Source organism: Lachnospira rogosae (ex Hitch et al. 2025) (assembly GCF_040096455.1).
GTDB classification, from domain to species: Bacteria; Bacillota; Clostridia; order Lachnospirales; family Lachnospiraceae; genus Lachnospira; species Lachnospira rogosae.
Map to the genome: position 1 here is coordinate 1 of NZ_JBBMER010000002.1, position 20989 is coordinate 20989.

Annotated in this window: 19 protein-coding genes, 1 rRNA gene and 1 other RNA gene; 4 read left to right on the forward strand and 17 right to left on the reverse strand. The window is 35.5% G+C overall.

Features of this window, described 5'->3' with window-relative positions:
* The 4 genes from WMO14_RS02430 to mtaB all read right to left on the reverse strand — a co-directional run.
* A 16S ribosomal RNA gene (locus WMO14_RS02430) occupies positions 1–77 on the reverse strand; the annotation flags it as partial.
* A gap of 574 nt (positions 78–651) precedes the next feature.
* Complete coding sequence (gene coaBC, locus WMO14_RS02435) at positions 652–1845, reverse strand: bifunctional phosphopantothenoylcysteine decarboxylase/phosphopantothenate--cysteine ligase CoaBC (protein ID WP_349153209.1); 1194 nt, start codon at positions 1843–1845, stop codon at positions 652–654.
* Positions 1846–2637, reverse strand: a complete 792-nt coding sequence (locus WMO14_RS02440; protein ID WP_055174344.1) for a type III pantothenate kinase — start codon at positions 2635–2637, stop codon at positions 1846–1848.
* Between the two features lie 28 nt (positions 2638–2665).
* Positions 2666–4030 carry a tRNA (N(6)-L-threonylcarbamoyladenosine(37)-C(2))-methylthiotransferase MtaB gene (gene mtaB, locus WMO14_RS02445; protein ID WP_116443840.1) on the reverse strand — a complete coding sequence of 455 codons (1365 nt, stop codon included), beginning with the start codon at positions 4028–4030 and terminating at the stop codon, positions 2666–2668.
* 86 nt (positions 4031–4116) lie between these two features.
* Between mtaB and WMO14_RS02450 the strand changes: the two genes are divergently transcribed.
* Complete coding sequence (locus WMO14_RS02450; RefSeq protein WP_022204816.1) at positions 4117–4347, forward strand: HPr family phosphocarrier protein; 231 nt, start codon at positions 4117–4119, stop codon at positions 4345–4347.
* Between the two features lie 84 nt (positions 4348–4431).
* Here WMO14_RS02450 and thiI read toward each other — a convergent pair whose 3' ends face one another.
* The 7 genes from thiI to WMO14_RS02485 all read right to left on the reverse strand — a co-directional run bounded on the left by thiI (position 4432) and on the right by WMO14_RS02485 (position 11568).
* Positions 4432–5610, reverse strand: a complete 1179-nt coding sequence (gene thiI, locus WMO14_RS02455; RefSeq protein ID WP_349153210.1) for a tRNA uracil 4-sulfurtransferase ThiI — start codon at positions 5608–5610, stop codon at positions 4432–4434.
* 31 nt (positions 5611–5641) lie between these two features.
* On the reverse strand, positions 5642–6799 hold the full coding sequence (locus WMO14_RS02460; protein WP_055307134.1) for a cysteine desulfurase family protein: 1158 nt from the start codon (positions 6797–6799) through the stop codon (positions 5642–5644).
* A 2-nt stretch (positions 6800–6801) separates the two neighbouring features.
* The gene (locus tag WMO14_RS02465) at positions 6802–7539 is read right to left on the reverse strand and encodes an RsmE family RNA methyltransferase (protein ID WP_055307135.1); all 738 of its coding nucleotides are present in this window, start codon (positions 7537–7539) and stop codon (positions 6802–6804) included.
* 27 nt (positions 7540–7566) lie between these two features.
* Complete coding sequence (gene prmA / locus WMO14_RS02470) at positions 7567–8523, reverse strand: 50S ribosomal protein L11 methyltransferase (RefSeq protein WP_022502189.1); 957 nt, start codon at positions 8521–8523, stop codon at positions 7567–7569.
* A gap of 68 nt (positions 8524–8591) precedes the next feature.
* Complete coding sequence (locus WMO14_RS02475; protein WP_349153211.1) at positions 8592–9986, reverse strand: aminopeptidase; 1395 nt, start codon at positions 9984–9986, stop codon at positions 8592–8594.
* Between the two features lie 93 nt (positions 9987–10079).
* A complete protein-coding gene (gene scpB, locus WMO14_RS02480) occupies positions 10080–10685 on the reverse strand; it encodes an SMC-Scp complex subunit ScpB (RefSeq protein WP_022502191.1) in 606 nt (201 codons plus the stop codon).
* Between the two features lie 106 nt (positions 10686–10791).
* A complete protein-coding gene (locus WMO14_RS02485) occupies positions 10792–11568 on the reverse strand; it encodes a segregation and condensation protein A (RefSeq protein ID WP_349153212.1) in 777 nt (258 codons plus the stop codon).
* A 407-nt stretch (positions 11569–11975) separates the two neighbouring features.
* On the opposite strand from WMO14_RS02485, the gene WMO14_RS02490 reads away from it, so the two are divergent.
* Entirely contained in the window at positions 11976–12872 is an 897-nt protein-coding gene (locus WMO14_RS02490) for a YihY/virulence factor BrkB family protein (protein WP_022502193.1), read from the forward strand.
* Between the two features lie 184 nt (positions 12873–13056).
* On the opposite strand, the gene WMO14_RS02495 is transcribed toward WMO14_RS02490, so the two are convergent.
* The 3 genes from WMO14_RS02495 to WMO14_RS02505 all read right to left on the reverse strand — a co-directional run bounded on the left by WMO14_RS02495 (position 13057) and on the right by WMO14_RS02505 (position 17015).
* Positions 13057–15357, reverse strand: a complete 2301-nt coding sequence (locus WMO14_RS02495; protein ID WP_349153213.1) for a SpoIID/LytB domain-containing protein — start codon at positions 15355–15357, stop codon at positions 13057–13059.
* Positions 15358–15615: 258 nt separating this feature from the next.
* A non-coding RNA gene (ssrS, locus tag WMO14_RS02500) (6S RNA) lies at positions 15616–15793 on the reverse strand.
* Positions 15794–15989: 196 nt separating this feature from the next.
* On the reverse strand, positions 15990–17015 hold the full coding sequence (locus WMO14_RS02505; RefSeq protein ID WP_055307138.1) for a sigma-70 domain-containing protein: 1026 nt from the start codon (positions 17013–17015) through the stop codon (positions 15990–15992).
* A gap of 137 nt (positions 17016–17152) precedes the next feature.
* On the opposite strand from WMO14_RS02505, the gene WMO14_RS02510 reads away from it, so the two are divergent.
* The gene (locus WMO14_RS02510; protein ID WP_022502196.1) at positions 17153–17794 is read left to right on the forward strand and encodes an RpiB/LacA/LacB family sugar-phosphate isomerase; all 642 of its coding nucleotides are present in this window, start codon (positions 17153–17155) and stop codon (positions 17792–17794) included.
* 151 nt (positions 17795–17945) lie between these two features.
* Here the strand turns inward: WMO14_RS02510 and WMO14_RS02515 are convergent, their stop codons facing one another.
* Both WMO14_RS02515 and WMO14_RS02520 read right to left on the reverse strand, forming a co-directional pair.
* On the reverse strand, positions 17946–18524 hold the full coding sequence (locus WMO14_RS02515; RefSeq protein ID WP_022502197.1) for a biotin transporter BioY: 579 nt from the start codon (positions 18522–18524) through the stop codon (positions 17946–17948).
* Positions 18525–18614: 90 nt separating this feature from the next.
* Positions 18615–19040, reverse strand: coding sequence for a GNAT family N-acetyltransferase (locus WMO14_RS02520; RefSeq protein ID WP_022502198.1), 426 nt, complete (start codon positions 19038–19040; stop codon positions 18615–18617).
* 173 nt (positions 19041–19213) lie between these two features.
* On the opposite strand from WMO14_RS02520, the gene WMO14_RS02525 reads away from it, so the two are divergent.
* Positions 19214–20167 carry a pectinesterase family protein gene (locus WMO14_RS02525; protein WP_349153214.1) on the forward strand — a complete coding sequence of 318 codons (954 nt, stop codon included), beginning with the start codon at positions 19214–19216 and terminating at the stop codon, positions 20165–20167.
* A gap of 47 nt (positions 20168–20214) precedes the next feature.
* On the opposite strand, the gene WMO14_RS02530 is transcribed toward WMO14_RS02525, so the two are convergent.
* Positions 20215–20952, reverse strand: coding sequence for a DUF4352 domain-containing protein (locus WMO14_RS02530; RefSeq protein ID WP_022502200.1), 738 nt, complete (start codon positions 20950–20952; stop codon positions 20215–20217).
* Positions 20953–20989: the final 37 nt, after the last annotated feature.

Consider the following 20989-nt stretch of genomic DNA (forward strand, 5'->3'; position numbering starts at 1 on the left):
TAAATGCTTCGTTCGACTTGCATGTGTTAAGCACGCCGCCAGCGTTCATCCTGAGCCAGGATCAAACTCTCATAAAAAGTTTGCCTTGTCAGTTACAAACTAACTAGCTTAATAATAGTTTCCTTATACTGTGTTTAAGGATTCATTCAATTGCTTGAATGATGTTCACAAAAGATGTATACTTAATTCTATTGAATTCTGTACTCATCTCGAAATTCTAAAAAGAATTTTCAAGGTTGTCTTTCTGTTCAGTTATCAAAGTTCATCGCTCTCAAATCCAGTATTTATCTGTGTTTGAGAAGCTTTTGTGTCGCTCATCTCTCGCGGCGACTTGATTATAATATCACCACCTCTCACATATGTCAACATCTTTTTTCAACTTTTTTTGATTTTTTTTGCCAAATCTATGATAAGCATTCGTAAAGCCTTATATTTACTGGATTTGTACCACTAAACTTTTTTGTAAATTTATGGCATATATCTGTATACAAACATAAATCCACACTATTTCCGCTATAAAATTCATTGACTTCAAATTAACAAATTGCAATTTTAAGTCAATGAATTTCTGTCTTAAACTAAACCTTATATAAATCAATTATTATAATGTTTACTTTTATTACATACATTATATATTAACGTTCCAATATCTTACCTACGCTTTGCCATTATAAAGTCAAGTATCTTTGAAGCAACATCCTCTTTAGACATCATAGGCAGTTCAATATTATCTTCCCCGGTAATTATAGTTACAACATTAGTGTCTGTTCCGAAGCCTGCCCCGGCTACCTTTACATTATTAGCAACTATCATATCCATATTCTTCTTAATAAGCTTATCCTTGGAATTGGCAATTACATTTTCTGTTTCCATAGAAAATCCACATATAAACTGTCCCTCTTTTTTATGTTCTCCAAGCGTTCCTATTATATCCTTTGTGCGTTTAAGGGCAATTGACATATCGCCGTCTTTTTTCTTTATCTTATTATCGCTTACATTTAAAGGTGTATAGTCCGCTACTGCGGCGGCTTTAATTATAATATCTGAATTCTTTGCTTCTTCGGTGACAGCATCATACATATCCTGTGCTGATATAACATTTATAATATTAACAAATGGAACTGGTGGAACATCAACCTTTCCTGATGCAAGTGTAACATCTGCTCCACGAAGCATTGCCATTCTGGCTATTGCATAGCCCATTTTCCCTGTAGAATTATTAGAGATAAATCTTACAGGGTCTATTGCTTCTCTTGTAGGACCTGCTGTTACACAAAGCTTAATGCCCTTCATATCCTTTTCATATGCTGTTTCCTTTAAAATGTACCATAAAAGGCTCTCCGGCGATGGCATTTTGCCCCTTCCAGTGTCACCACACGCAAGATAACCGCTATCTGGCTCAATAACTTCATATCCAAATCTTCTTAACCTGGCGATATTATCCTGCACAATAGGATTATCATACATATTAGTATTCATAGCAGGCGATATCATAACCTTGCATTTGCAAGCCATTACAGTTGTTGTAAGCATATCATCTGCTATCCCATTAGCTATCTTGCCTATTATATTAGCTGAGGCTGGTGCTATCATAACGCAGTCTGCTTTCTTAGCCAGTGAAACGTGTTCAACATTAAATTGAAAATTCCTGTCAAATGTATCTACTATGCACTTATTGCCTGTAAGTGTTTCAAATGTTATAGGATTGATAAAATTCGTCGCATTTTTAGTCATTATAACATCAACATTACAATGAAGCTTAACAAGTCTGCTTGCAAGCTCTGCAATTTTATAAGCTGCTATGCTTCCTGTAACACAAAGCAGTACATTTTTACCTTTAAGCATTTAATTACCCTCCACATTCTTATCATATATAATTCTAAGACCTTTAAGCAATAATTCCGCATCTATGTGTATATTATGCTTACAGTGAGGAACTATAACCTTTGCAAGTCCACCTGTAGCTATAACTTTCGCTTCTGGCTTTCCATTAACTCCAAAACCATTAGCTTCTATAATTCTGTCAAGCATACCATCTATGCACGAAGCATTGCCATATATAACTCCACTCTTCATACAATCAATAGTATTCTTACCCATAACACTCTTTGGTGTATCAAGGCTTATTCTTGGAAGCTGTGCTGTTCTTGATACTAACGAATCAACTGACACACGTATTCCCGGAAGTATAACTCCACCTATATAATTCTCTTTCTCATCTACAACACTTATAGTTGTCGCTGTTCCCATATCTATAATTATGGCTGGTGCACCGTAGCCATTAAGTGTAGCAACTGCATCAACTATCATATCTGTTCCAACCTGTCTTGGCTGATCCATAAGAATGTTAAGACCTGTCTTTATTCCAGGTCCGACCATAAGCGGTGTAATTCCAACTGTCTTTTCTACTGCCGCTTTTATTATATTAACGAGCTGCGGGACAACTGATGATATAATTGCTCCTTTTATGTCATCTGAGTTAATATTATATATTTCAAGCACCGTCTTAAAACCTATGGCATATTCCAATTCTGTCTTTGAATAATCTGTTGATAATCTTTCCTCAAATAATACTTTCTTGTCATCAACACAGCCAATAACGATATTGGTATTTCCCATATCAATTGCAAGTATCATTCCTTTTTCATTCTTTCTTAACTTTAATTCAGCCATTATAATTCTCCATTCCGATTATATGCAGCTTTTCTTTATCAAGACCGCAGCCCTTCACTGTATATATATTATTAATTATATTACCATTGCCTGAATTACTGCAAACATTTTCTTTATCAAATTCTTCTGCCGAAATCATAACTCTTATATAATTAGGTGTATAGCCTGTATAATACTCTTTTCCAGCTATATTCTGCTTTTCTTCAATAAGCACGCTCAAATCACTATCTGCATATGTACTTCTGTACTGTGCTGACATTTCATTAGCAAGCTCAATAAGTTCATTACTTCTTGCTGTCTTAATCTTATCATCTACCTGATCAGGCATAGTATCTGCAACTGTGCCTTTTCTTCTTGAATACTTAAATATGTGCATTTCATAAAAATGCACCTTCTCAACAAATGCTTTCGTAATCTTGAAGTCTTCTTCTGTCTCACCAGGAAAGCCCACAATAACATCTGTCGTAATCGCTGGGTTATCATAATATTTTCTAAGAATTTCACAGCCCTTTAAGTATTCAGCAGTATCATACTTTCTGTTCATAGCCTTAAGTGTCTTATCACAGCCGCTCTGTAATGATAAGTGAAAATGTGGACAAAGCTTTTTCATACTGCTTATACGGCTGACAAATTCATCTGTCACAATTCTTGGTTCTAATGAACCAAGTCTGATTCTTTCAATTCCGTCAATTGAATTAACCGCCTCTATAACATCTAACAAGGTCTCTTTACCTGTATCCCTGCCATAAGAAGAAAGATGTATTCCGGTAAGAACAACTTCCTTATAGCCATTGTCAGCTAATCTTCTAACTTCCTCTACAACATCTTCAATCGCCCTGCTTCTTATTCTTCCTCTTGTATAAGGAATAATGCAGTATGAACAGAACTGGTTACATCCGTCCTGTATTTTAATGTATGCCCTTGTATGCTCACTTACTTTATCTATCTTTAATTCTTCATATTCTGTATCGTGGCTTATATCAACCACATATTCGTCTGCTGTATTATCCTTAAAATACTGCTCAAGCACATCAACAATATTAATCTTCATATTGTTGCCAAGCACGATATCTACAGCTTCATCTTTCTTAACTCCTGCTTCATCTGCCTGTACATAACAGCCGGCAGCTATTACAACTGCTGATGGATTCATCTTTTTAGCCTTGTGTAACATCTGGCGGGACTTTCTGTCTGCTATATTAGTAACCGAACAGGTATTTATTATATATACATCTGCAATTATCGCTTCATCAAATGGAACTATTTCATAGCCTGCATTTTTAAGCATAAGCTCCATTGACTCTGCTTCGTATGAATTAACCTTGCAACCAAGGTTGTGTATCGCAACTTTTTTCAAATCGGCCTCCTTTGTTCTTGACATAAATCCCATAAATATTATAATTAACTCAGTAAGCAAATTATTATATTATGGGAGGTATTCCAATGAAAACTGTACAGATTTCATTAAACTCAATCGATAAAGTTAAATCCTTTGTAAATGATATTACAAAGTTTGATGTTGACTTTGACCTTGTATCTGGAAGATATGTAATTGATGCAAAGTCTATTATGGGTATTTTCAGCCTTGATTTATCAAAGCCTATCGACTTAAATATTCACGCTGAGAATGATATTGATACAATTCTTGCTGTATTAAAGCCATATATTGTATAATCAGCCAGACAGTTTAATATGGTTATTCTATAACAGGATGTCACACGTTAATTCGTATGGCACCCTGTTATTATTTACATCATTTTATTTAACAACTATCTTTTCTGTAGTTTCTATGGCTGTCTTCATAAGCTCATCAATAACATCATCAAGGTTATGCTCGTGCTGTTTGATTATATTAAGATTAGGCTTTGTAACTGGATGTTTAGCTACAAATATTGTACAGCAGTCCTCAAATGGCTGGATTGATGTCTCATATGTTCCTATCTTTTCTGATATATCAATAATCTCCTGCTTATCAAAACCAATAACCGGTCTGTATACTGGCATTGTACATACTTCATTAGTACAGTAAAGGCTCTGCATAGTCTGGCTTGCGACCTGTCCGATACTCTCACCTGTAACAAGTCCCATACACTTGCTTTCCTTGCCAAGTTCTTCTGCAATCTTCATCATATATCTTCTCATAATGATTGTAAGCTCATCGTGAGGACACTTCTCATATATAGCAAGCTGTATATCTGTAAAATTAACTACATTAAGAGTTATTGGACCTGCATATTTAGACACAAGTCTTGCAAGGTCTACTACCTTCTGCTTAGCTCTCTCACTTGTATATGGTGGTGCATGGAAATATGTAGCTTCTATCTGCACACCTCTCTTGGCAACCATATACCCAGCTACAGGGCTGTCAATTCCTCCTGATAATAAAAGCATTGCCTTACCAGCAATTCCTATTGGCATTCCTCCTGGTCCTGGAATTTCTATTGAATATATATTAATATGCTTTCTAATCTCAATCTGTAAAAGCACCTGTGGCTTATGAACATCTACCTTCATCTCAGGAAATGCGTCTAATATTCTTCCACCCATCTCCATATTAATCTCCATAGAATTCATAGGGTAGTTTTTTCTTGCTCTTCTTGCATCTACCTTAAATGTAACATTCTTATCAGGATATGCCTCATCAATATACTTAATAACGTGTTCAGCAAGGTCATCAAAGCCATTATCTTCTATCTGCACAACTGGACATATTCCAATTATTCCAAATACAGTCTTTAATGCTTCTACAGCCTCATCATAGTCAAATTCTGTCTGTGCTGTAGCATATATTCTTCCATTTTCCTTAGATACTACGAATTCCCCCTCAACCTTTTCAAGGGCAAATCTTATCTGTCTTACAAGTGCATCTTCAAAAAGGTATCTGTTCTTACCCTTTACACCTATCTCTCCATATTTAATCAAAAATGCTTTATACATCTTTTATCTCCATTCAATTTTAATTATATTATTAATGTCTTGTATACTTTCTTAACACAGGAAGAAGTTCTTTTAATGCACTGACTGCATAGTCAAGTTCTTCCTTAGTTGTATTATAACAGAAGCTGAATCTTAATGTGCTGTCAAGCAAGTCATTATCAAGACCTATCGCAACAAGCGTATTGCTTAAGCCCGGCTTGTTAGAAGAACAGGCTGAACCTGAGGATACATATATATTCTTATCCTCAAGTGCGTGAAGCAGCACCTCTGCCCTTACACCCCTGAAGCTTACGCTTACAATCTGTGGTGCTGACTTTATGCCTTTATATGAATTAATAACAACATCAGCAAGCTTTTCAAGTTCATCTATAAAATAGTCTTTAAGCTCGTACAGATTATTAATCTTATCCTCAAACTGGTCATTATATATAAGCTTGACTGCTGCCGAAAGTCCTGCGATTGCTGGTACATTTTCTGTTCCAGAACGCATACCCTTCTGCTGTCCACCGCCATATATTATAGGTTTAATTCTTGTCTTATCCTTAATATATAAAAATCCGCTTCCCTTTGGACCGTGTATCTTATGTCCACTTACAGATAATAAATCTATGTTATACTTCTTAGGTACTATTTTGTATTTGCCATATGCCTGAATTGCATCTACATGAAACACTATATCAGGATTGTAGCTTTTTACAATATGTCCGATTTCTTCAATAGGTTCAACTGCACCAATCTCATTATTGACATACATTACTGATACAAGAATTGTTTCATCATCTAACGCTTCCTTAAGGTCATTAATGTCCACAATTCCATTTCTGTCAACTTTAAGATATGTTACCCTGAAACCATTCTCACTAAGAAAGTTAAAAGGCTCTTTTACAGATGAATGTTCTACCGATGACACAATAACGTGATTGCCTTTTCTCTTATTAGCCATAGCAGTTCCTATTATTGCCATATTGTTAGACTCTGTTCCGCCTGATGTGAAAAGTATTTCCTTTTCCTGGCACTTTAAAGTCTTAGCTATTGTTTCTTTTGCTTCTTTTATATAATTTTCAGCTTCAACGCCCTTCATATGCTTTGATGATGGATTGCCATAATCTTCACTCATAACTTTTACGCACACATCTACAACCTCAGGTGCACACTTTGTCGTTGCTGAATTATCAAGATATGCCTGCATTATTATTCCTCCATATTGTACATAAGCACCGACATCAGCATAAGACCTGCTGTCTCGGTTCTTAATATACGTCTGCCAAGTGTTATTATATCAGCTCCTGCATTAGTTGCAAGCTCAAGTTCATCTTTATCAAAACCACCCTCTGGTCCAATAAAGATACCTATGCTCTTTCCTTTCCCGATAGAAGCAATAACCTGTCTTGTATGTTCAATTCCTTCTGCACACTCATAAGGAAGTAATAATACATCTAATTCCGAAGCCATAGCAACTGCCTGCTTAAAACTTACAACATCACTAACCTTTGGCATAATACTTCTTTTACTCTGTTTGGCAGCACTTTCAGCTATTGTATTCCATCTTGCAACCTTGCTCTTTGCTTTCTTATCATCAAGCTTTACAACACTTCTTTTCATTGCTACAGGAACAATCTCATACACGCCAAGCTCAATCATCTTCTGTATAATAAGTTCCATTTTATCAGCTTTAGGAAGTCCCTGAAATAAATATACCTTTGATGAAAGTTCATTGCCTTTCTCATTAACTGATGTTATAAGGCTTCGTACATAATCATCGGTTATTGTATCAATAATACAATTATAATCATAATTATCACCACTGCTTATAAGTATCTCATCACCCTTTTTTAAACGCAGTACATTCTTAATATGATTAACGTCCCCGCCTTTAATATCAATGTAATCGTCAAATATATTCTCGTGCTCTGCAAAAAAATGATACATATGTAATCCTTTCGCGTTATCTATTAATTACTTTCTTCTGGCTGTTACATTAACCCATTCGCCATCGTGGTTAATCTCAACTATCTCAAGCTCTGAATTCTTCTTGAAAGCATTAACAACTTCATCTTCTTTAGTATTAATAATTCCAGAAGTTATAAAATATGCTCCATGCTTCATATGCTCGTGGATATTAACTGATAATGGCTCTAATACATCAGCAAGAATATTAGCACACACTATATCATAACATTCATATCCACATCTATCCTTAATATTCTTATCATCAATTATATTACCCTCAATAACCTCAAACTGCTCCTTAGTTATATTATTCTGAACTGAATTCTCTTCTGAGGCAATAATTGCATTAGGGTCAAGATCTGTACCAAGTGCATATTCCGCACCATATTTAAGGGCAACGACTGAAAGTATTCCGCTTCCACAGCCTACATCAAGTATTCTGTCACCTTTTTTAACGTACTTTTCAAGCTGCTTAATAACCATTCTTGTTGTTTCGTGCGAACCTGTTCCAAATGCAGTTCCCGGATCAATGCTAAGGACAGGATGTCCTTTCATCTCCTCTGTAATCTCTTCCCAGGTTGGCTTAATATAAAGATTACCGATTGTAAATGTATGCCAGTACTGCTTCCAGTTATTAATCCAGTCTTTATCTTCTGTCTCAGACCTTGTTATTGTTCCTTCACCGATATCAACAAACATTCTTAAATCTTTAATTTCCTGCTCAGCCTTTTTAACTAATGTTCCATCGTCCTCATCTGAATCAATATAAAAATTAACAACTGCTGTTCCATCATCTGGTGGCAGCTCAGGAATAAAATCAACAAACATTGTCTTAGCTTCTTCTTGTGTAAGCTGTACATTGTCCTGTATCTCTATCCCCTCAATTCCTATATCATCAAGAGCACTGCTTATTAAATCAACAGCCTGTGTTGTTGTCTTAATTGAATATCTATTCCATTTCATATATATGTCATCCTTCCAATGTTAATATTATGCAAATATTATATAATCACTTTTACATTATTGTGTTATTATGCATTTTTTAAAAATGCCTCATAACCCTTTAATGTTTCATACAAATCCACCTTGCTTATAACTTCATATGGTGCGTGCATATTCTGTACAGCAATGCCACTGTCAATTACATTCATATCAAGATTAGCTAATATATAAGCTATTGTTCCACCACCGCCGATGTCTACCTTACCAAGTTCAGCTGTCTGAAATGATACATCTGCATCATCCATAACCTTTCTTAACTTTCCTACAAATTCTGCTGATGCATCATTAGAGCCACTCTTGCCTCTTGCACCTGTGTATTTATTAAACACCATGCCTTTGCCAAAATAAGCTGCATTTTTCTTCTCAAATACACTCGCATAGTTAGGGTCATATGCCGCACTTACATCTGATGATAACATATAAGAATTAGCAAGTGCCCTTCTTAATCCAAGCTCAGAATAATTTCCACATCTGTCCATAACTTCTGCAACCATATTTTCAAAAAATCTTGACTGCATTCCTGTAGCACCAACGCTTCCAATTTCCTCTTTATCAACAAGAATACATACACCTGTTCTCTTAACTTCACTTGAATTAATAAGTGCTATAAGTGATGGATATGCACACACTCTGTCATCGTGTCCATAGCCCATTATCATACTTCTGTCTATTCCATAATCTCTTGCAGGACCTGCTGGAACAGCTTCTAATTCTGCTGATAAGAAATCTTCTTCCTCTATTCCATACTTATCCTTTAATATTGCAAGTATATTCTTCTTAACAGCATCTTTGGCTTCCTTATCGCATTCTTCCTTCTCCTGTGGCATACTTCCAACAAGAATATCAAGAGCCTCGCCCTCAACAACCTTTGCACCTTTCTTTTCCATCTGTTCAGAAGCAAGATGTATAAGAAGGTCAGATACACCAACTACTGTATCAGACATATCTTCACCAATTACAATCTCTACTGTTGTTCCATTCTTTAATGCAACAACTCCGTGAATGGCAAGTGGAATTGCAACCCACTGGTATTTCTTAATACCACCATAATAATGTGTATCAAGAAGAACAAGTCCTGTTTCTTCATAGAGAGGGTTCTGCTTTATATCAAGTCTTGGTGAGTCTATATGTGCTCCGAGTATGTTCATTCCTGCACTTATAGGTTCTTCACCTATATTAAACGCAACAAGTGCCTTATTCATATTGACAGCATACACTTTATCGCCAGCTTTTAATGTCCTGTTATCAGCAATAACGTCTTTTAAGTCCGCATAGCCAGCTTCCTTTAAAAGCCTAACGCCTTCCTTTACACATTCTCTTTCTGTCTTGCATTTTGAGATGAACTGTCTGTACTGTTCCGCAAAATCAAATACTTCTGCTTTCTTTTTAGAATCATACTTATTCCACGCATTTGCTCTTTCCATAATATACCTCATTTCTGCCCACTGTTTAAGATAACCACTTGTATCAGGTGAACTCATTATATTCTAACTATCTATACATAAATGTCTGGTTAATTATATGTCCAGTGTAAGCTGTTCCTCATTCATAGCTTCTTCTTTTAATTCGCTTGCTATTTCATATTCAGCCTCTTCCTTGTACTGTTCAACCATATCCTCGCTTATAACCGGAAGTTCATCAATAGAACCTACACCAAATGTTCTAAGGAATTCTTCAGTTGTTCCAAAAAGCATCGGTCTTCCCGGTGCATCAAGTCTTCCAACTTCTTTAACAAGTTCTAATTCAACAAGCTTATTAACTGACCTGTCTGAATTAACACCTCTTATCTTTTCTATCTCTATCTTGGTAACCGGCTGCTTGTACGCTATTATTGAGAGCGTTTCAAGTGCTGCATCTGTCAATGTATATCGTCTTGGCTGACTGCATATTCTAATAAGATTGTCGTAATATTCTTCTTTGGTACATAATTGGAAGCTTCCCTCTAATTCAATTATCTTGATACCTCTGTCTTCATTTTCATATTTATCCATCATATTATGGATAATCTTGACTGTTGTATCGACATCGTGTTCTATAGCCACTGCAATCTTTTCTGCTTCTACTGATTCACCCATAGTAAATAGTATAGCTTCTATTGCCGCTTCTGTCTTTTCTATACTCATTCTGCACTCCATTCTTATCCTGCTTTGATTAACAGAATTAATACACACTTACTGTGTCATATACATATATGCTTTTAAAGCCTATAAAGCATTGCTGTATTATTAATTATTCTTCAGTAATTCCTTCTATAAGTTCCGGATCCTTCGTCACTGTTATATATATTTCCTCGCAAGTCCCCTCCTGCTCTACAATAACAAATCCTGTCTTAATAAGCTCTAATACAACAAGAAATGTAACAATAACCGCAACCTTTGAAGCCCCCTTCATAAGAAGTTCCCTAAAACTGAATGTCCTATGCTCCATCATAAACGCCTTAATATCAACAAGCTTTTCTGACATAGTAACTTCTTCTTTCTCAATCTTACCGAACTTGCTTCTTATTGGGTCAACCTTTTCATCTTTTCTTCTCATTACGTCTGCAAATATTGCATTAAGCTTTAAAAGATCGGTATCTCCTATGACATCTTTTATATCAACCTCTGGCACATATTCACTGACCTCTTTAGGAATATCAGGCTTTCTATAATAAAGCTTTGTGGCATCCATCTGCTTATCTTTAAGCTCTTCTGCCATTGCCTTATAAAGCTTGTATTCTAACAGCTTTTCGACAAGCTCTGCTCTTGGATCCTGCTCATTACCCTCCTCATCAACTTCTTTTGGAAGAAGCATACGGCATTTTATATCAAGCAGTGTAGCCGCCATAACAAGGAATTCGCTTACTACATTTAAGTCTTCCTCCTGCATTTTATTGACATATTCCATATACTGCTCTGTTATATCAGCTATTGGAATATCATATATATTAACTTTATTCTTATCTATAAGATGCAGTAAAAGATCTAACGGACCTTCAAAAGCCTGAAGCTTTACACTAATCCCCATTATAAGCAAGCCTACCTTTCATTAACAGGTTACACTTAACCTGATTTTATTCATTAACTTATATATTGTACATAAAATATAATAGTAATGCAAGTTATTAACTTATTGATAATTGTGGGAAAATAACATATAATAATTTGAAAAAACCTTACATCTAAGTTTTTTCAAATATCAAGTTTGTGGCAAGCACAAACTTGTGACTTTCAAAAGCACTGTGTATACCGAGGTTTTTTCAAATATCAAGTTTGTGGCAAGCACAAACTTGTGACTTACAAAAGCACTGTGTATACCGAGTTTTTTTCAAATATCAAGTTTGTGGCAAGCACAAACTTGTAACTTACAAAAACACTGTATATACCGAGGTTTTTTCAAATATTTTATTAAAATTTTTAGAGAGGAGAAACAGCATGAAAATTGCCCGTGTGATTTTCACCTGTCAGGAAGCTTACAACAAAATCACCAAAGACCGGCTTACTGAATATGCAGCACAGACCTGCTACTATCTGCTTTTAAGCTTTATGCCATTCGTCCTTGCACTAATAAGCATAATACATTATTTCCCAGTAACTTCAACCGACCTTATGAATCTTTTTGAGAATATAATTCCTACAGAATTCCACGGTCTGTTACTAAACATAATAGTTGATATTGAGAATTCTTCATCAATAACAATTCTGTCGGTAACTGCTATCGGCTTAATATGGTCAGCTGGCAAAGGCTTTATGACAATAAAGACCTGCCTTAACCGTATTAACAATTACGAGCTTAAAAGAAGCTGGCTAATACAGAGATTATTTTCAAGCATATATGCTTTAATACTGCTATTATCAATTGCAACAAGCCTTGTCATAATCGTATTTGGCGAACACCTTTCAGCATTTATTGAACGACATCTTAGTGCATTTTCAATTGATATTACAATTATTAACGCAATATTCAGCAACAGGTTATTTCTTGTTCCTACTCTGCTTACAATATTCTTCACTGTAATGTATTCGTTCATACCTACAATTAAAAAACGTCCTTTAGAAGAAATTCCAGGTGCTTTTCTTGCAAGTATTGGATGGTATCTGTTCTCTGAACTTTACTCATTATACATTACATATATGACACACTACTCATATACTTATGGAAGTCTTACAACTTTTATGCTTCTTCTTATATGGATGTATATATGTATTCTTATATTATTTCTCGGTGCTGAGTTCAATTCCCTTATCGAGAAGAATATACTAAGACCTTGGCGTATTTCAAAGCATTCAAAAAAAGCTAAGAAAGTAGTCGTCAATGCTGCTAAACAATAAAGCTATATTTATTATTGAAATAAATGGATATACAGACACCAGCAATATCGACATACTTATAAGTACAAATAGTAAGCAAACGGGACTGTCACATTGAATGCCCTTCCGTTATACAACGGGAGCATCACTGCAACAGTCCTATTTTTATATCTCTATCAGATTATTTTAATCCATTTTACAAGCACTAATCATTTATATTCTTAATCTCTATATTGTTATAGAAGAATTTTAAAATATCTGTATAATCCATAGTTTCTGACATTTTCTTAACCGCATTCTGGCTCATTCCAATTCCGTGTCCGTAGCCGCCGCCTGTTATTTCGTATGATACAAGCGTGCCATTATCATATACTGGTTTGAATATACAGAAAGCACTCGGAAGAATATCATTATATATCTCCCTGCTCTGAGTTATTATTGCACATTTATTATTACCCATAAGGCTTCTTACTGCATTTTCTCCTTTGACAATACAGGTTTCCTTACTGCCTTCTACCATAAGTGCAGCTACAACTCCGCCACAGCCACGTTCTATCACTTTAACACTTGAAATATCCCCTATATCATTAACCACCTTATCGGACGGCTCTCCATTTTCTAATATATATACCGAGCCGTTCTTTCTTAAATAACTTCCTATAAGTGAATTAAAATGTGCCGTAAGCTCACTTATACCTATGACAGTCTTCCAACGGTACATATCTGCTTCACTGTCATAATCACTGCTATCTTTGGCCGTTATAAACTGCTCAAATGTCTTTTCCGACTTAATATCAGCATTATAATCAGATGTTCCTGCCCTTACAGAAGCATATTGCGGATAATTATCCTCATCACTCCCCCACGCACACACATCAGCTGTATAACCGCAGGAAGTCGAATAATAATAAGTCTTTACAAGTTCACCATTGTATACAGCGACCATTCCAGCCGTAGCAATAACCGCCTCATCAGCCTCTGCACTGTCATATGTATTATTGTATACCTGAAACGACACACTATCATCTATGTGTGCACCATACTCACTGTAATAATTATTCGTAAGCTGTGTATATGCATAGCTTCTTGCACATACAGCCTGACATTTTAAGGCATTAACGCCAAATGACACAGGCATTTCGCTAGGCACAACTTTTTTTAAATAATCTTCGATATCAATTTCATTAATCACCGCAATACCCTCATCATATAAGGCAAGCTCTATATTACCCTTATAGGACGGATTTCCCTGACTTCTCTTAATAGAATTAATCGTTATGCTTCCATCATCAGTACTAAGCACAATACGCCCCGTGGCTAATCTTTCATCATTGCTGTCTATATCAAAGCTTTCACCTGCCGCAATATCCCATTGTACATCTGCACAGGTTATATGTATTATACTATCTGATGACAGCGACACACTGTTATGAAATAAATCCTTGTAACCTGTTGTCTTTAACATAACTCTTATATTATCATGCTTTAATTCTTCGCCAATAATCGCTCCACATACCTTTCCATTAGCAACTATAAAACGCTGAAGTGAATAACCAACTATAATCTCATCATAATTATGCGTTTTCACATCTGATACATTATCATATATTATAAATTGTTCATCTAATGGAACTTTTCCATACTCATCTATCTCTACATATTCATTAGTTACAGAGAGAACTTTCCCTTTGATAATATCCTTTTTGACGGATATATTCTTCACCTTTCCCTTACTCAGATGAATATCAGCAAGCGTATTATCTATGTCATCATTAACCCTGCCTATCTTAAGCTTTTTCTCAACTCCATAGAAATTCACATATAACATTCCGTTATTGTCATATTTGAGCCACACATTACTGTAATCAACCTCGTCAGATATTTTTCTTTCAATACACAACAAACGGTTATCCCTTACTATTGCCAATACCTGCCTGTCTATATAAGGTGTTGCAATTATTCCGTCAAATATATACTTTCCCTTAGTTGTATACATTTCCCACTCACTAACATTAAGCTCCGCAGGTGTTCCAGCAATTCCAAGCTCAACTCTCTCAACCTCCTTCCCGTTACTGCAAAACGGCAGAAGCAATATGTAATAATCTATAAATTCCTGCTTAGTCACAACTCTGTTATTATTGTTTAACTGGCTAAGTGATTGTACTCCAATGCTCTCAAATGTTGTATCACCTGCATTAAGTTTCTTTGAAAGTATGTATACATCTTTCATCATAATATAATCGTCAGGCTCTTCACACTGCATATATCCATTGATATTGACATATTCAATATATGGCTTGTACCACACTTCTCCTGTTTCAAATGCCTGCGTATCATCTACATTAGCATAAGCAATCATCTTTGCCGCCTGTGCATAAGTTATGTATTCATCATTATTGGATTTATTAATAAATGTTTCCAGCACAACAACACCTATTGCCAGTACCAGTACTAATAATCCATATATAAATATTGTCCGTTTTCTGATTATTACGGTCTTTACCATATCAACCTAACCTCTCAAATATATTATGCCTGTACAGCATCAATTATATATATTCTTGAAAGTCACTGATTATTACTACATAAAGAAGAATGTGCAAAGCACATTCCTGTACTGAATGCGGTCATCTGCGGCAGACTACATCTTTGTGTAAGTGTGAATCTGCGCTGAGGGCTTTTTATTTAACAGGAAATTATGATGGAATTTCCTGTTAAATAAAAAAACTATGAAAACAAAATTGTCTTCATAGTAACTTATCACAATTATCCCAAAGCGCCGTTCCCCACGTTTTCGACTCCTAGCAATGCTAGGTGGGTTACCGCATCCAGACCGCTGCCATCCACTCAGAGGAGGCCCGACATTAGAATGGAGATATAGGAATCCCGTCGATGAAATGTAGGATCAAAATAAGTGAGGTTCTCGCACGCCCCAGGAATTATTAAATTGTTCTTCTTATCAACTATAATTATTCTACTACATAAATCTCTTAGATACAATATAATATATGTAATTTTAATTAAAAAATTCTAATATTTATTACCTATCTTAATTAATTACTTTTATAATATACTGCTTATCATAATTAATTATTTACCATTTTATTATATGTATAATTACATTACTTAATTACCATTTTACTTATCATTATCTTTATTAGTCTTGGCATCGCTTATGTCTTCAATTGCCTCTGCAGATAATGATACAGCTTCCCTTACAATATCCTCAGATACACCCATACGCTCTGCGACTTCCTTAACTGACGGCTTTCTTCCAAGTTCTTCTTTTAATCTTACTGCCCAGTCATTGACATAATTAACTTTATTAAGAACCTTTCCAGATATCTTATTGCTGTCCATCTGTTCGTCAATCAGCATACGCATACTTTCTTCTGCCTGATACTTAACTTCCTTGTCAATCTCATTAAGCACCTGAATTAAATCTTCTGTAGTTCCTTCTTTTATCTTATCTTTCCATTCGTAATTATTAAGCCACTGCCTCTGTCCTATATAAGCCATCATTGAAAGATTACTCTCCTGAACAAGGTCTGCCGCAAGCACTCCCCTGCACCTGAAAGGTTCAACCCAGCCTACAATTTTTCCAAGATATGACTCAGACAAAAGCTTTAAAGACTCTTTATCATTATCTTCAACGATATTAATTAAAAGGTAAGCTCTTGTAGTATCTGATACTGGCTGTATCTGTTCAAGCTCCTTCTGGTATCTTTCAAGATATATATCATCTTCGGAATAGTCCATATTATCTGCTATCATCTGAGCCGCCATAACAGCTTCTTTTTCTGGCAGATTATTAACCTCTTCCTCTGTAACATTTATCTTTTTAATAATTCCGTCGTCTGTTCCAGTATATGAAGTATCTTCCTGTGCTATTCCATTATCATCATTATTTACAGCATCATTTTTAGTACTTTCAAGCATATGGAGGAATTCATTGTCTGCTCCATCTACTCCATTTATTGTAATATTATTAGCCATAAGATAACCCATTATCATTGAGTATCTGTTATCATCTAATTCAAGTCCGTTAAAATAACTCTTAACATCGTCCTTGGTAACTATATTTCCATTAACCTTTGCGTATTCTTTAAGTCCGTCTAAAGCTTCCATAAATGTTGCTTTAGCATCTTTATTATTAACTGCCATAACACATTCTCCTTTTCCACTAAGGGATTTTAACATATATCTGCTATTTTATCAATTTGACAAATATTATATATTTCAGTATATTTAATATATCCGTAATAATCGGAATAATATCAGGAAAGATGAGGTTTTTAATAATGAGAATCGCTTTAATTAACGAAAACAGTCAGGCTGCAAAGAATGATTTAATTTACTCTAATCTTAAGAAAGTAGCTGAAAGCAAGGGACATACAGTAGACAACTATGGTATGTATTCTGCTGATGACAAAGCTCAGCTTACATATGTACAGAATGGTATATTAGCTGCTATCCTTCTTAACTCAGGTGCTTGTGATTTTGTAGTAACAGGCTGTGGTACTGGTGAAGGTGCTATGCTTGCACTTAACTCATTCCCTAATGTTCTTTGTGGACACGTTGTTGACCCTTCAGATGCATATATGTTTATGCAGATTAACGATGGTAATGCAATCGCTCTTCCATTCGCTAAGGGATTTGGCTGGGGTGCTGAATTAAACCTTACATACATTTTTGAAAAGTTATTTGAAGGCGAACCAGGTGGTGGTTATCCTAAGGAAAGAGTTGTTCCAGAACAGAGAAATAAGAAGATTCTTGATGAAGTAAGAAAGGTTACTCTTAATCAGGATTTAATCAGTGTTCTTAAGAACCTTGACCAGGATCTTGTTAAGGGTGCTGTAGCTGGAGAAAAGTTCCAGGAACTCTTCTTTGCTAACTGCAAGGACGAAAAGATTGCTGAATACGTTAAGACTTTACTTGCTTAATTTAATAAGCTCTACAGGATTATTATCAATCAATTTAATTTATTAATACGGATATTGATGTGTACATCAGCACATCTTTATCGCTAATAAAAAGCAGCTTTCCTATCTGTAGAAAAGCTGCTTTTTATTAGTTGTCTGTATATATAACAAATTATGCTGTTACCCCGCTTACTACCTTATCATTAGATAATAACCCTGCTTTAACAAGTGCATATCGCACCGCCTTTCCGAGAAATGTAGCTGCTACTATCTTAATAAGATCAAATACAATAAATGGATACACACATACCTTAAGTGCGTAACCCACTGTACAATGCTGTACATAGGCAAACCATGCTGTTCCTAATGCGTAATCAACCATTGTTCCAACTATCCACGCAATTATAACAAGAACCATATTACGATTAGTCTTCTCAATTACATATCCACCTATAAGTGCCATCAACACAAATCCAACAATATATCCACCTGTTGGTCCTGCAATCTTAGCTGGACCTCCTACATATCCTGAAAATACAGGAAGACCAACAACTCCTAATAACACATATAAACAATAACTGCATGTTCCTGCTTTAAGGCCAATCACATATACTGTAAAATATACCACAAGATTAGTAAGTGATATTGGAATAGGCCCTATAGGTATTGATAATGGTGCTAATATGCATGTAACTGCCGCCATAAGTGCCATAAAACATAACTGATAAACTGTAAACTTCTTCTCTTTCACTTGTCTTTACCTTCCTCATAAAAGATTTAAGGTTGATTGTTAACCTCAATTCCAGTTTAGTTTACAATTGTTTTTATGTATTGTCAAGCTTTATTGTTCTGAATATATATACTGAATCATTCCCGGTCCTAACGCCTCTGTCGGTCTTGCAATAAAATTATGCTTTTCATAGAATATCTCACGTCCCTTGGCACACATAAGACATAACATCATTCTTGAGTCCTCCATTGTTATAGACTTAACATACGCTATAATATGTTCTATAAGTTCACTTCCGATATGCTTCCCCTGATATTCCGGTATCACTATCAAATCCTGAATATAGCTTATAACTGCCTTATCTCCAACAACCCTTCCCATTCCTATAGGCTTGTCATCATCAAATACAGTAAACACTTTCACGCTGTTATTAAGTGCTTCCTGTGCCTGAGCTTTTGTAAGTTTTATCCAGCCCACTTTATCACGCAGTCCCAAATATATATTTACATCTTTTACATCTTCAACTATTCTAATCATTTTACACTTATCCTTTAATACACCTTTTTATTTTATCAATCAGTATACAATTTTTTTATATTTATGTCTATAAAAGCATTTTAACTTAAGAAAAAAATGATATAATAGCACATAGGTTTTGCATTTACTATATTTCATCAGATGTAAACCTAATAAAATTTATGGAGGCTTATATGATTACTGTTTCAAAAGATAATACAGGTGACTATACATCTATTCAGGAAGCTGTTGATGCTATAAGCAGCTCAACAGTATCAGAGACAATTTTTATTAAAAATGGTACTTATAACGAGCGTGTTGAGATTACACACAATAATATAACTCTTATTGGTGAGTCTATGGATAACGTAATTATAACCAAAGACTATTACGCATTAATGACTATGCTTGATAACACCAAACGTGGTACCTTCAGGTCTTATACTTTCTTTGTACACGCCAATAACTTCCACGCCTATAATATTACCTTCGTGAATTCATCAGGCTTTGGTACTGAGGTTGGACAAGCTATCGCTGTATATGCGGAAGGGGATAATATTACTTTCAAAAACTGCAAACTACTTGGTCATCAGGACACTCTCTTTACCGGTCCTCTCCCTCTTAAAGAAAAACAGCCGGGCGGATTTACAGGTCCTACAGAATTCGCACCAAGAATTCTCTCAAGACAATTATATGAAGACTGCTTTATAAGCGGTGAGATTGATTTCATCTTCGGAAGTGCTACTGCATATTTTAAGAATTGTACATTATATGCCTTAAACCGCAATAAGGAAATCAACAGTTATTATACCGCACCTTCTACATATGAAGGCCAGAAATATGGCTATGTATTTGAAAATTGCAATTTCACTGGCAACTGTCCAGATGGAACATGTTATTTAAGCAGACCTTGGAGAATACACGCAAAGACCGTATTAATAAACTGTAAATATTCCTCTCAGATTGCTGGCTCAGGTTTTCATGACTGGAATAAGCCTGAAGCACACGAAACAACATTTTACGCTGAATACAACGGATATGGTGAGGGCTACAAGCCTAATGAAAGAGCTTCATTTGCACATATCCTGACAGCAGATGAAGCTGCTATGTATACTAAAGAAAATGTATTAGGAAAAGATTTCAGATAAAATGAAAAAAGTATCGGACAGGATCTGCCTCTCCGATACTTTTTATATTACTGTAAATTAATTGTTTCTACCTGCTGTGTTCCAGATAACACTTCAAGCTTCATACCAGAAGCTCCGGCATCTGTTGTTGAAACCTGAAATACTGCTGCCGCTGTATATTCCTCTCCTGCATTGATTGTAACCTTATCAAGATTACATATATCATTCTTTAACATTGACTTATACTGTGTGTAAGTGCCACTTCCTGCACTAAGCTTCATTGTGACATTAGCTGACTTAGTTGTTGCATTATATACCGCTGAACCTGTATTCTTAATTGTAAACTCAACTGCTACTACCTTACAGCCGCTATCTGCCGGAACACATACAGCATATGCATCTGTTGGATATCTGTTACCTACCGATACCTTCTTATAGCTAACAGTAACACCACTAAGACCTAAGGCTTCAGTAATGCTTGCCGCCTTAATACCTGCCTGAGTTGTTCCTGTTGTACTTGTCGTACCTGTCTGTCCCACGGCTGTTGTTGTCTGCTTGTTAGCTGCTGTTGTACCAGTAGTATTATTCTTTCCAGTAGTTGTTGTACTCTGTCCTGACTTATTAAATGTTGGATTACTAAGCTTAGAATACTTCCATTCATTAGCATAGGAATGTCTAAGCAGAGTACCTGCTATGTATTCAGCTACAATATCATTCTGTTCATTGTCCATTGTTACATCATCAGCACAACCTGCCAGCGCAAATACACATACTGCTGACAAGACAGCTATAGCTATCTTCTTCATATAATCTCCATTCCTGCGTTCCTCTAGTACGCACCAC

Coding starts and splice junctions, on each gene's coding strand:
- WMO14_RS02505 (WP_055307138.1), bottom strand. CDS start 17,015: ATGGCAGTTAATAATAAAGATGCTAAAGCAACATTTATGGAAGCTTTA.
- WMO14_RS02520 (WP_022502198.1), bottom strand. CDS start 19,040: ATGATTAGAATAGTTGAAGATGTAAAAGATGTAAATATATATTTGGGA.
- WMO14_RS02510 (WP_022502196.1), top strand. CDS start 17,153: ATGAGAATCGCTTTAATTAACGAAAACAGTCAGGCTGCAAAGAATGAT.
- WMO14_RS02440 (WP_055174344.1), bottom strand. CDS start 2,637: ATGATACTTGCAATTGATATGGGAAATACCAATATCGTTATTGGCTGT.
- WMO14_RS02490 (WP_022502193.1), top strand. CDS start 11,976: ATGAAAATTGCCCGTGTGATTTTCACCTGTCAGGAAGCTTACAACAAA.
- WMO14_RS02525 (WP_349153214.1), top strand. CDS start 19,214: ATGATTACTGTTTCAAAAGATAATACAGGTGACTATACATCTATTCAG.
- WMO14_RS02475 (WP_349153211.1), bottom strand. CDS start 9,986: ATGGAAAGAGCAAATGCGTGGAATAAGTATGATTCTAAAAAGAAAGCA.
- coaBC (WP_349153209.1), bottom strand. CDS start 1,845: ATGCTTAAAGGTAAAAATGTACTGCTTTGTGTTACAGGAAGCATAGCA.
- WMO14_RS02485 (WP_349153212.1), bottom strand. CDS start 11,568: ATGGGGATTAGTGTAAAGCTTCAGGCTTTTGAAGGTCCGTTAGATCTT.
- scpB (WP_022502191.1), bottom strand. CDS start 10,685: ATGAGTATAGAAAAGACAGAAGCGGCAATAGAAGCTATACTATTTACT.
- WMO14_RS02450 (WP_022204816.1), top strand. CDS start 4,117: ATGAAAACTGTACAGATTTCATTAAACTCAATCGATAAAGTTAAATCC.
- thiI (WP_349153210.1), bottom strand. CDS start 5,610: ATGTATAAAGCATTTTTGATTAAATATGGAGAGATAGGTGTAAAGGGT.
- WMO14_RS02465 (WP_055307135.1), bottom strand. CDS start 7,539: ATGTATCATTTTTTTGCAGAGCACGAGAATATATTTGACGATTACATT.
- WMO14_RS02530 (WP_022502200.1), bottom strand. CDS start 20,952: ATGAAGAAGATAGCTATAGCTGTCTTGTCAGCAGTATGTGTATTTGCG.
- WMO14_RS02495 (WP_349153213.1), bottom strand. CDS start 15,357: ATGGTAAAGACCGTAATAATCAGAAAACGGACAATATTTATATATGGA.
- WMO14_RS02460 (WP_055307134.1), bottom strand. CDS start 6,799: ATGCAGGCATATCTTGATAATTCAGCAACGACAAAGTGTGCACCTGAG.
- prmA (WP_022502189.1), bottom strand. CDS start 8,523: ATGAAATGGAATAGATATTCAATTAAGACAACAACACAGGCTGTTGAT.